At 37.1% G+C, this 11,901-nt stretch carries 8 protein-coding genes; 5 read left to right on the forward strand and 3 right to left on the reverse strand.

From position 1 onward, the window contains the following. Positions 1–116 precede the first annotated feature (116 nt). Positions 117–863 carry a sulfite exporter TauE/SafE family protein gene (locus GXM17_RS18265; RefSeq protein ID WP_163400964.1) on the reverse strand — a complete coding sequence of 249 codons (747 nt, stop codon included), beginning with the start codon at positions 861–863 and terminating at the stop codon, positions 117–119. 115 nt (positions 864–978) lie between these two features. Then, positions 979–2,151: a molybdopterin molybdotransferase MoeA gene (locus GXM17_RS18270; RefSeq protein WP_163400966.1), complete on the reverse strand. Its 1,173-nt coding sequence runs from the start codon at positions 2,149–2,151 to the stop codon at positions 979–981. Between the two features lie 899 nt (positions 2,152–3,050). Here GXM17_RS18270 and GXM17_RS21920 point away from each other — a divergent pair. From GXM17_RS21920 to GXM17_RS18290, 5 genes are all read left to right on the forward strand, one after another. Next, positions 3,051–4,421: a SusC/RagA family TonB-linked outer membrane protein gene (locus GXM17_RS21920; protein WP_163400968.1), complete on the forward strand. Its 1,371-nt coding sequence runs from the start codon at positions 3,051–3,053 to the stop codon at positions 4,419–4,421. Next, positions 4,418–6,097, forward strand: coding sequence for a SusC/RagA family TonB-linked outer membrane protein (locus GXM17_RS21925; protein ID WP_163400970.1), 1,680 nt, complete (start codon positions 4,418–4,420; stop codon positions 6,095–6,097). Before GXM17_RS21920 ends, GXM17_RS21925 begins: the two co-directional genes overlap by 4 nt. 11 nt (positions 6,098–6,108) lie before the next feature. Beyond that, on the forward strand, positions 6,109–6,768 hold the full coding sequence (locus GXM17_RS21675) for a RagB/SusD family nutrient uptake outer membrane protein (protein WP_208796461.1): 660 nt from the start codon (positions 6,109–6,111) through the stop codon (positions 6,766–6,768). A 60-nt stretch (positions 6,769–6,828) separates the two neighbouring features. After that, the gene (locus GXM17_RS21680) at positions 6,829–7,557 is read left to right on the forward strand and encodes a RagB/SusD family nutrient uptake outer membrane protein (protein ID WP_208796462.1); all 729 of its coding nucleotides are present in this window, start codon (positions 6,829–6,831) and stop codon (positions 7,555–7,557) included. 190 nt (positions 7,558–7,747) lie between these two features. Further along, complete coding sequence (locus GXM17_RS18290) at positions 7,748–9,403, forward strand: arylsulfatase (RefSeq protein WP_163400972.1); 1,656 nt, start codon at positions 7,748–7,750, stop codon at positions 9,401–9,403. 283 nt (positions 9,404–9,686) lie between these two features. Here the strand turns inward: GXM17_RS18290 and GXM17_RS18295 are convergent, their stop codons facing one another. Continuing rightward, positions 9,687–11,891, reverse strand: coding sequence for a bifunctional alpha,alpha-trehalose-phosphate synthase (UDP-forming)/trehalose-phosphatase (locus GXM17_RS18295; RefSeq protein ID WP_163400974.1), 2,205 nt, complete (start codon positions 11,889–11,891; stop codon positions 9,687–9,689). Positions 11,892–11,901 lie beyond the last annotated feature (10 nt).

The raw sequence follows: 11,901 nt of genomic DNA on the forward strand, positions 1-11,901 counted from the left end.
TTCACTTTGCCCTAATTCACATAGCTATGTGTGAGATAATGTGTTATCTTTTAAAATCTTTTTTAAATCTTTTATAAATATAGAAAACCTATGTTTCTATGTGTTTAATCCCCTGTTTAAGGAAAAATCAATTTTATGCTTGCCATCAAAATCACGGTTCCTAACACTATTTTTAATGTTTTGTTCGAAAAATAACCACTTCCGTAAAATCCGCCTAACATTCCGCCAATCACTGCAATCGGAACCAGATAGAAACTTTCTGTCGGAATAATTTTTCCTCCCAGAAGAAATCCGAGCATTCCTGCAAATGAATTCACAAATATGAACAGACTTGAGATAGCCGCAGATTCTTTTACAGAAGCCCATCCCAGGAACAATAAAATCGGACTCAAAATAATACCTCCTCCGATTCCCAGCATTCCTGACAACAATCCAATTACAAATCCGATTGCCAATGCAAAAGGCAATTTGATCTGAACAGCTTCTTTTTCCTTAAAATTAAATATTCCGAACAGCCTCAGAGCAGCAAATACCAGAACAATTCCCAAAATAACTTTATAAATTGTATTGTCTAGTGTAATAAATCCGCCAATAAAAGCTGCCGGCACAGAAGCTATCGCAAACGGATAAAAAAGTTTCGGTTTGAAATAATTCATTCTGTAATAGAATAAGAACGAGATACTTGAAACAAATAAATTCAATAATAATGCCGAAGGTTTCATAATCGCTACCGGAAAAGCAAAAATAGTCATTAAGGCCAAATACCCCGATGCACCGCCATGTCCTACACTGGAGTACAAAAACGCAATCACAATCAATGCGACACTAAATAAGATCATATTTTCGGAAGTAAGTAACTGCATCTTTTTTTGTTTCAGGTTTCAGGTTTTTTTGTTTCAGGTTCATGCTATATGTTTATTTTTACACACTGCATCTTAAAAACTCAATTCTATATTTTTTATTCTTTATTCTTTAAATCTAATCAATCGGCAATAATGTCACCAATTGTTCTTTTTTAAGGTTTTCGACATCATTTGGTACAATGAGCAGACAATTTGCTGTTGCAAAAGTGTTGAGCATTGCTGAACTCTGACCGTCTAAAACCGTTACATGGGTTTCATTGTACAAGGCTTTTAAGAACAATGTTTTACCTGAATCATTAGAAATTTCCGCATTTAATTTCCGGACTAATTTTGGTAAATGAATATCAGAAAATCCCATACGGTTTCTGATAGCGGGATATACGTACACATAAAAATTAGTCAGTGACGAAGCCGGATTTCCGGGTAAAGCAAAAACTAAAGTTTCTTTTTTAGAACCAAAAAACATTGGTTTTCCCGGTTTCTGATTGATTTTATAAAAGAGTTCTTCTACACCGTTTTTCAGTAATGCTTCTTTTACAAAATCGTAATCCCCAACTGAAATTCCGCCCGAAACTAAAACCACATCATATTTGGTGAGAATGCTTTTTAAAGCATTCTTCGTCGCTTTAAGGTTGTCTTTTACCTTAAAAACCTTCGTTTTCTTTATTCCGATTGTTTCAAGCGCAGCCTCCAGCATCACCGAATTGCTTTCGTAAATTTTACCCTTTGGCAATTTTTTACCAGGTTTAACCAATTCGTTACCGGTTACCAAAATAGCAACTTTGGGCTTCTTGTAAACTGTAATTTCTGTGATTCCCAAACAAGCCAGAAAACCAATTGCAGCAGGTGTGATTAACGTATTAGCCTCAAAAACAATTCCATTTTTATTAATTTGCTCTCCTTTTGCCCGAACATTTGCAAACTGTTCCGGCATTTTGGCAATCAAAATCGAATTTTCATTCGCCATAACATGCTCCTGCATCACGACTGTATCCGCATCATCCGGAACAAAAGCTCCGGTAAAAATCCTTACTGCTTCATTTTCTTTCAGTTTAACATTAAAATAATCTCCAGCTTGTGAACTGCTGACCACATCATACTGATGTTTTCTGCTGTGAATAAAAGCATAACCATCCATTGCTGACTGACGAAACGGCGGCATTGCAATTGGGGAATAAACCGTTTCTGCCAAAACATATCCCATTGCTTTTCTGACTGCTATTTTTTGCAATGGCATTTTCGAACTATTTCCAGCTACGATTGTTAAGGCTTCACTTACTTGTATCATTTTACAACTTATAAAACTAAGTATAAATACTTATTGCGAATATAAGTATTTTTTACTAGTGTGGTTAAAAAAAAATAATTTATTTTTCAGGATATAAAATTACTTCAATTTATTTAAAATCAATGTTTAAATCACTTTCTGTTTTGTATCTAAATTCTTTTGATTATTATTCGACTAGATATTCATTGTATTTTTTTATTCAATTAAAAATTTTAAATTGATATGTTTAAGTATAAAACATACCATCCTATTCACATCGGAAAAAAATTTATACCGTTTTTATTCAAAACAAAACATACCGCAAGTTACTGAAAAACAAATATTTGAAATATCATATATAGTTTTTACAGAGCATCATTTGCTTTATTTTAAAAAAAATACAGGAATTTTTTGGATTTTATTATATTAAAATTAACTTTGTCTATATAATTAGTAGAGTTTTAATTACTATTTAAAATTATAAAAACTACATTTTGAAAACAGCCGAAAGCCTATCGTATTTCATTTATGCTACAAAAATAACTTATAACACATCTTGTTGTTGTATGTGCAACTGTTTCTAATTCTTAAGCAGTTTTGTTTATGATGAATTTTTAACTTTTTGAAATAAACACTCTAAAAAAACAAAAAAATGTTTACTGCAATATGTATGACACAACAACTTACGCCGAAAAAGGATTGAAACTGTACCTGAAATAATACAATGTCAAATTAAAACTAAAATTATCAAAATGAAAAAAATGCACAACTGTTGCTGTAAATAACAAAAAAAAGCCATTTCTGCGGCAACAGAAATGGCGAGGCTTAAAGACAATTTATCGCTAAATAAAGGAAACACGAGAGAGTTGAAAAATCAGCTTTCAGGGCTCCTTGTTAATTACTTAAACCAATACAAAGAAATGAAAAAAAATATAAATCTCATTTTATGGGGAGCAATTTTATTGATCTCCCTGCAACTTCAGGCACAAAATACACAAGCTACCATTAACTCAACACTCAACGGAACTGTCATTGATCAGGTTACCAATCAGCCCATTCCGGGGGTTAATATTCAGATTAAAGGAACGACACATACAGCCGTAACCGATTTAGACGGAAAATTTTATTTCCAGACAGGTCAGAAATTCCCATACATACTGATCGTGAGTTATATCGGTTATGTTACCGCAGAACACACTGCAAATACCGATTTTGTTCAGATTTCATTAAAAGAAGACCGTAAAGAACTCGATGAACTTGTTATTATCGGATACGGAAGCACTACCAAAAAAGATTATACCGGAGCTGCCGAAACCGTTTCTTCTACAGCATTAAAAGCCACACAACGTACCCTTGAAAGTTCGCTTCAGGGTTCAGTAGCGGGCGTAAATGTTACACAGACTTCGGGACAGCCGGGGGCGGGATTAAGCATTCGTATTCGTGGAGGAAGTTCTATTCAGGGAGGAAATGAACCGCTGTATGTAATCGACGGATTCCCGCTTTATAATTCGGATGTAACTTCTGGAGTTTTGAGCGGAACACCAACCAATCCTTTGTCTTCCATAAACCCTTCGGATATTGAATCAATTACGGTTTTAAAAGATGCTTCTTCTACAGCAATCTACGGATCAAGAGGTGCAAATGGAGTTGTGATCATTACCACTAAAAAAGGATCTGCAAGCGCCATGACAGTCAATTATGATTTTACCATTGGACAACAGGAAGTACGCAATAAAGTGGATGTTCTGGATGCAAAAGGTTTCGCCCGACTTAGAAATGCGGCTTTATACGACACTAATCCTGCTTTGGGACCGAATCAATATTTAAGTGATGCGCAAATTGCTGCACTGGGAAAAGGAGTTGACTGGCAGGAAGAAGCCTTTCAGAAAGGATTGGTACAAAACCATCAATTGAGTATTTCAGGCGGAAACAACCAGACAAGATATGCCGTTTCGGGGAATTATTACAATCAGGAAGGGATTATTAAAAATACCGGTTTCGAAAGGCTGAGCGGAAGAGTAAACCTGACTTCGAAAATAAGCAGTAAAGCAAGAATTGGTTTAAACCTTACCATTGCAGAAACCAAAGCAAAAGTGGCTCCGGCAGGTTTGATCACTTCTTTACTGAGCATGCCTCCTACTGCCACTATTTATGAACCGGACGGAAGCTATACTTTAAGAAATCCATTTGAAAACATCTTCGCAAATCCAATTGCAACCTTAAATGAGCGTAAAACGAGGCCATTACTGACCGGATTCTGGGAACGATTTATGGCGAATATGATATTTTGAAAAACTTAGTTTTTAAAGTTTCTTTCGGAACCGATTTGATTTTTAACAAAGAGAAAAGCTACCTTCCTTCCACTATTTATGAAGGACTGATTACCAATGGAGAAGGAAGAATCGGTACCGCAGATTCAAGAACCTGGTTAAACGAAAACACCCTTACCTACTCTAAAATTGTTGGAGAAAAACACAATCTGAATGTACTGGCGGGTTATACTCAGCAAAATTCTACTAAAGAATTTGTTACAGCCGGTTCTCAGCAATTTGTAAATGATTTAACCTATTATTACAGTCTTCAAAGTGGAAATGTGGCGCTAATGCCTTCTTCAGGAGAAAGTACATGGGCTTTGAACTCCTATTTATCAAGGGTTAACTACAACTATGATTCAAAATATTTTTTAACGGCAAGTTTAAGAGCCGACGGTTCTTCGAGATTTGGAAAAAACAATAAATGGGGTTATTTTCCTTCTTTTGCTGTAGCATGGCAAATTAGCAATGAAGCCTTTTTTGAGCCTGTAAAAGACGTAATCAACAGCATAAAGATCAGAACCAGTTACGGTGCTACGGGAAATCAGGAAATTGGAGAATACCAGTCACTTTCTACATTAAGCAGTGTAAAATACCTTTTTGGAGACCAGATTTACACCGGCTTTACGCCAGCAAGAATCTCCAATGATGACTTGGGATGGGAACTGACCAACCAGTTTGACGCAGGTGTTGACGCAGGTTTTTTTGATGATAAATTAAACCTGACAGTTGACGTTTACCGCAAAACAACTAAAGACTTATTACTTGCAGTTCAAATTCCTCATACTACCGGATTTACATCTTCTTTACAAAATTTTGGCACTGTACAGAATCAGGGAATTGAATTAGGAATCAATACAGCTCTTGGAAATACAGCATTTTCATGGAATTCAAACTTTAATATTTCATTCAATAAAAACAAAATCATTGCACTTGGAAATGATGCGGAATTCTACACTTTCGGAAATTACATTCTTAGAAAAGGAGAATCATTAGGAACTTTTTACGGCGCAGTAACCGATGGAATACTTCAAACGGCAGATATCGCTACGAAAGGAGCATTTACCGGAAATGCAACTCCAAAAGCAGGTGACCGTTTATATAAAGACATCAATGGAGACGGTACTTTTACAACCGCTGCCGACAGAACCAGTATTGGTGATGCTCAGCCTGATTTTATTTTTGGTTTCACTAATACATTTACCTACAGAGGTTTTGAGTTATCAGCACTAATTAACGGATCGGTTGGAAATAAAATTCTGAATGGAAATGCTCAGGCACTTGAATTATACAACGGCCAGCAAAATGCTTCTACAAGTGCATTAGATGCCTGGACGCCGACTAATCCAAGTACGACTACACCACGTGCCAAACTGGATCCGGCTCCGGTTTTCTCAGACCGATTTGTTGAAGACGGCTCTTTTGTGAGAATCAAAAACATCACTTTCAGCTATAATTTACCAAAAAAGGTTTCAGAAAAACTGCTTCTGACCTCCGTTAAATTCAGAGTTGTCGGAGAAAACCTTTTCACTTTCACCAAATACACAGGATTTGATCCTGAAGTAACGAACGGAACTACAATTTCTCCGGGAACAGATACGGGAATTTACCCTGCATCCAAAACAATTTCGGGTGGTTTAATTGTAACATTTTAAAACGATACATCATGAAAAATATAACACTATATAGTCTATTACTTATTTTCAGCCTTAGTGCTTGTAATCCTTTGGATGAAAATCCAAAAGCTTTTATTGGCACAGGTAATTTTTACAATACGACAGAAGATGCTGATGCGGCCGTACTATCAATTTATAACGCCATCAACAGCAGTACACATACACTTTACAATCGTCTGATTCAAATTTCGACCGAAATGGCAACAGATGATTATGAAGCGGGTCCGAGAGCCAGAAATGCGCATGTTAGAGCTTTATCAAACCTGACACATGATGCTTCAAATGATCGTATGTTAGAAATTTGGCGTCAGAGTTATGACGGAATAAACAGAGCAAATGTGGCAATCGACAACATTGCTAAAAATCCGAATCTGAATTCGCAAAAAGATAAAGATCTGATTAATGAAGCAAAATTTCTAAGAGCGGTTTTATACTTCAATATCGTGAGATGGTTTGGAGACGTGCCGTTGGTTTTACACGAAACCAAAGGTCTGACACCGGAAGTTCTTAACGTTACCAATACCCCAGAAGCCGAAGTTTACGCTCAGATCGAAGCTGATTTACTTGATTCTGAAGCCTTGCCGGAAGTTCAGTCAGTAAAAGGACGGGTAACTTCGGGTGCTGCAAAAAGTTTATTGTCTAAAGTGTAACTGACGCAGAAAAAATGGCAAAAAGCGGCTGATAAAAGCAAAGAAGTAATTAACAGCAAGGTGTATGACCTGTTTGAAAATTTTGCAGATGTTTTTAACGTAGCTACCAAAAACGGCAAAGAACATATTTTTTCGGCACAGTTTAAAGGGCTTACCAACTGGAACGGAAATATGCTCGCTTCTACCGCCTCACCAAATACAGTTCCGGGAATTGCAGGAGATCATGCCGATGCATTGCACACTGCAGGTGGTCTATTTGAGGCTTTCGCCGAAACGGACAAGCGTAAATACATCACGTTTGCTGTAGAATTTGTGAGCCCGACGGATGGCAAAACGTATAAAACGATTCCGCATTTCAATAAATATTTTGATCCTTCAACTCCGGCATCTCCGGGACAGTCTTCTAAAAACACACCGATTATTCGGTTTGCAGAAATATTATTGATTTATACTGAAGCAGAAAACGAACTGAACGGTCCAACGACAGCCGCTTTTGAAGCCATTGACCGTGTCAGGGAAAGAGCAGGAATTGATTTGCTGTCGGTAACTTCCCCTTCAATCAACAAAGACGATTTCAGGGAAGCTGTTTTTGAAGAAAGAAGAAAAGAACTGGTGTACGAATACCAGCGCTGGTTTGATCTTGCCAGAAGAGGCCCTGATTATTTTGTGGCAAAACTAAAAGCGGCGGGTAAAACCAATGCACAGCCAAAACATGTTCACTTCCCGATTCCGCAAAGAGAACTGGATTTAAATAAAAATTTGAAACAGGTTCCTGCATGGAGAGAGTGAAATAATTTTAAAACATAGAAAAACATAAGCTTTTTGTTATTGAAAAGAACATAAAAGAGAAACACATTTCTCAACATATAGCTATGTGTTTTTTGAATAAGTGAAACGCTTTTTTACGCTTACAAATCTATGTTTCTATGTGTTAAAAACTTTCCAGAATTAAATAAGTACTAACAGTAATTACAATAAAATGAATCAAAAAAGAATTACAACTTTGCTTTCTGCCCTACTGATTGGGGCATTGGGCTCTTATCAACTGAATGCACAAACCAATTCATCAAAACCAAACGTCATCTTGATTATGGTAGATGACATGGGCTATTCTGACTTAGGAAATTATGGTTCCGAAATTAACACGCCAAACCTCGACAGATTAGCGAAAGAAGGTACACGTTTGCGCGAGTTTTACAACAACTCTATCTGTGCGCCAACAAGGGCTTCTCTTTTAACAGGTCAATACCAGCATAAAGCCGGTGTGGGTTATTTTGATGTCAACTTAGGATTACCGGCTTATCAAGGATATTTAAACAAAGAGTCCTTAACCCTGGGAGAGGTTTTCCGTTCAGGTGGTTACAGCACTTTAATGTCCGGAAAATGGCACGTAGGTTCTGAAGATAAAGCACAATGGCCAAACCAAAGAGGTTTCGATAAATTTTACGGAATCCTGAAAGGTGCTGCCAATTACTTTAATACGGATGGTCTTCCTTTTGGGAAAAGTCCATATCCGGTTGCTTTAATCCGTAATAATGAAGAACTGCATCCAAAAGCAGATTCGTATTATTTTACGGATGAGATTGGTAATAATGCCGTACAATTTTTAGATGAGCAAAACAAAGAGAATAAACCGTTCTTTTTATACATTGCTTTTACAGCACCACACTGGCCACTACAGGCAAAACCGGTTGACATTGCCAAATACCGTGGGAAATTTGACGAAGGCTGGGATGTTCTAAGAGAAAAAAGAATCAAAAAACTGAAAGAAAACGGAATCTTATTAGCAGACCAAACCATCGCTCCAAGAGATCCTGAAGTACCGGAATGGAATAAATTAACCTATGACGAAAAGCAGTTCTGGAAAGCTAAAATGGAAGTGTATGCCGCAATGGTTGACAATATGGATCAGAATGTTGGTAAGGTTCTGGACAAATTAAAAGCCCTGAAAAAAGACAAAAACACACTGATAGTTTTCATCTCAGATAATGGTGCACAAGGCGGTTTCAACACCTACAATCCGTTAAGAAGAGGATTAGTGAAAAATGATGGTCCAATTGGAACTTCGGGTTCTTTCGATTATCAGGAACAGAACTGGGCCTATTTGTCGAATACTCCATTGCAGGATTATAAAAACAACATGCACGAAGGCGGTTTCAGTTCGCCATTCATTGCCTGGTATCCATCCAAAATAAAAGCCGGCAGAATTGATAAAGGAACAGGACATTTGATTGACCTTGCTCCTACTTTCTATGATTTAGCCGGAATTCAGTATCCAAAAAAACTGAATGGCGTAACTTCAAATCCTTTACCTGGAAAAAGTTTATTGCCTGTTTTAATTGACGGCGCTTCCGAAGTCAACCGTGGTGCTCCGATATTCTGGGAAAGAGCCGGAAACAGAGCTGTGAGGGATGGCAAATGGAAACTAGTTTCAATTTATCCTTCTTACCAATGGGAACTTTATAATTTAGAAAATGACAGAGGTGAAACTAAGGATATAGCTTCACAAAATCCGGGTATTGTAAACGAACTTTCGGCTAAGTATTTTGACTGGGCTGACAAAACCGGCGTTGTGGAATACAGCAAATTCAAATCAAAAAATGAACTGATTCCGGGGGCCGCTCCTAAAAAGTAATTGCTTTTTTTGATATTTTAAGCAATTAAACAAAAGGCGATCGTTGATTCGATCGCCTTTTTGTGTTTGTAAAATATTATTTTAACTCGTTGGGTGAAAATATTTTTTTCCAATTCTATCGCATCAGCTTAGATATAAATCTGTCTAAATCTGCTTTAATCTGTGTAAATCTGAGTGAAAAATTAATATGCAAAAATACTTCACGCAGATTTTAAAGGATTTTTGCAGATCAAATTAGATTTAATCCTTGAATGAAGCTATTTTATTCTATTTCACCGAACGATTATTTTATATCATGCAAAATTTGGCGCACCTCAGCTAAATCGCTGACAAAATACCTTGCTGCTGTTTTTGTATTTCCAACTTTTACTGTATAAGCACTATCCGCCAATTCCTGAAACATAAATTCATCTGTCCAGTCATCTCCAATAGCTAAAATAAAATCATAATAGCCCTCAGTTACAAGCCTTCCTGCTGCACGTCCTTTATTTACATTGCTGCTCTTGACTTCGAGCACTTTATTCCCTTCCAGAACTGAAAGCGAATTGTTAGCCAAAAGTCCCGTCAGGACATGTTTAAGTTCCATTGTTCTTAAACTGGCAAGCTCAGCATCAGCTCTTCGATAGTGCCAGGCAAGCGAATAGTTTTTCTCTTCAATAAAAGTACCGGGAGTACTATCCGTAAAACTTTCTATAATGGGTCGTATATTTTCTTTCCATTCAGATTTAAGATGCTCCAGACTTATCCATTCTTTTTCTTTTTTTCTAAGCCATACACCATGATCTGTAATCAAAGTATAATTTTTATGTCCAAACCAGCTTTCCAGTGTTTTGCGGTCACGTCCGCTGATTATGGCTATTTCAGTGTTTTCGTCTGCGGCGATACTGTCCAGGAGAGCATATAACTCATCATCCGGACTTGCATCTGAGGGTATATTTTTAAATCCAACCAGTGTACCGTCGTAATCAAGCAAAAGCAGTCTTTTTCCGGAATTCTTATAATCCAATGCAATATCATGAATTATTTCAGGATTCATTTTTTTGGTAATGGCAACGGGTTTTGAATTTTTAGTAATTTCAAGGGCGTTTAAAAATGAGTCTGCCCATTTTTCTACATTATAGCGAGACACCCTTTTCTGCAAAGTTTCCAGTCTCGATTTTTGTTCTGACTCAGGCATTTCCAGAGCATATTTCAAAGTATCCGCAATCTGCTCAAAATTGTTAGGGTTTACTAAAAGAGCCTCATACAATTCTTTAGCAGCGCCAGCCATTTCGCTTAAAACAAGCACGCCTTTACCTTGTGTTTTTGCAGCAACATATTCCTTTGCGACAAGATTCATTCCGTCTCTTGTTGGTGTAATCAGGGCTATATCAGAAGCTACATATAAATCAATGAGATCATCAAACGGCATTGATCTGTAAAAATACCAGATAGGTGTCCAGTTTACTGTAGCAAGCTGACCGTTTATCCTGCCTACCAATTCGTCTGTTTCCCGTTTTAAACGCTGGTACTGTGCCACATTTTCCCTTGAGGGTACAGACAGCATCACCAGTCGTACTTTTCCTTTGTATTCCGGGTATTTGTTCAGGAAATATTCAAATGATTTTATTCTGTTTGGAATTCCCTTCGTATAATCCATTCTGTCGATTGATAAAATAAGCTTGCTTTCTGCAAAGGACATATTGTGAAGTTCTATATTCTGCCTCAGTTCGGACTTCTTGTCATCCGGGCTCGTTGCATGTTCAAGAGCTGAATTGTAATACTTATCATAATCAATTCCCATAGGGAAAGAATCTACTTTTACAATTCTGTCCTTATAAAATATTTCGTTAAAGCGAATTTCAAATCCTGTGATTCTGGATGCAGAACTGATAAAATGTCTGACATAATCATAGGTATGAAAACCAATAAGATCAGCACCAAGCATGCCATATAACAATTCATCACGCCACGGACAAGTCCTGAAAAGCTCAAATGACGGATACGGAATATGAAGAAAAAACCCTATTGTAAGGTTTGGTGCTTTCTGCCGAAGCAATTCGGGAAGCAATAACAGCTGATAATCATGAATCCATACCGTATCCCCTTCATTTACATGCTGAAGTACGATGTCAGCAAACTTCTGATTCACCTTTTTATAAGATTCCCAATGGTTAAGCTCAAACTCTGTATATGCTTGAAAATAATGAAAAAGAGGCCATAATGCGGTATTGCTGAAACCATAATAATAGTTTTCTATATCGTAGGCCGTCAAAGGAACCCTAACGCATTTTTCTTTTGCAAGTGCGGTATCTACTTCACTTTTTACTTCTGGCTGTATTTCCTCCTCTGTAAGTCCCGACCAGCCTATCCAGATTCCGTTTCCTTCTGAGTGAACTGATTTCATTCCGGTCGCAAGTCCCCCAACACTTGATTTTACTACTAATTTTTCGTCATCAAATTTAAGATCTACAGGAAGGCGATTGGAAATTATAATTGTCTTATTCATTTAGAATGTT

Source organism: Flavobacterium fluviatile (assembly GCF_010645065.1).
GTDB classification, from domain to species: Bacteria; Bacteroidota; Bacteroidia; order Flavobacteriales; family Flavobacteriaceae; genus Flavobacterium; species Flavobacterium fluviatile.

Excerpts from the sequence above, each read along its gene's own strand:
- GXM17_RS18270 (WP_163400966.1), bottom strand. The coding sequence starts at position 2,151 with ATGATACAAGTAAGTGAAGCCTTAACAATCGTAGCTGGAAATAGTTCG.
- GXM17_RS21675 (WP_208796461.1), top strand. The coding sequence starts at position 6,109 with ATGAAAAATATAACACTATATAGTCTATTACTTATTTTCAGCCTTAGT.
- GXM17_RS21920 (WP_163400968.1), top strand. The coding sequence starts at position 3,051 with ATGAAAAAAAATATAAATCTCATTTTATGGGGAGCAATTTTATTGATC.
- GXM17_RS18295 (WP_163400974.1), bottom strand. The coding sequence starts at position 11,891 with ATGAATAAGACAATTATAATTTCCAATCGCCTTCCTGTAGATCTTAAA.
- GXM17_RS18290 (WP_163400972.1), top strand. The coding sequence starts at position 7,748 with ATGAATCAAAAAAGAATTACAACTTTGCTTTCTGCCCTACTGATTGGG.
- GXM17_RS18265 (WP_163400964.1), bottom strand. The coding sequence starts at position 863 with ATGCAGTTACTTACTTCCGAAAATATGATCTTATTTAGTGTCGCATTG.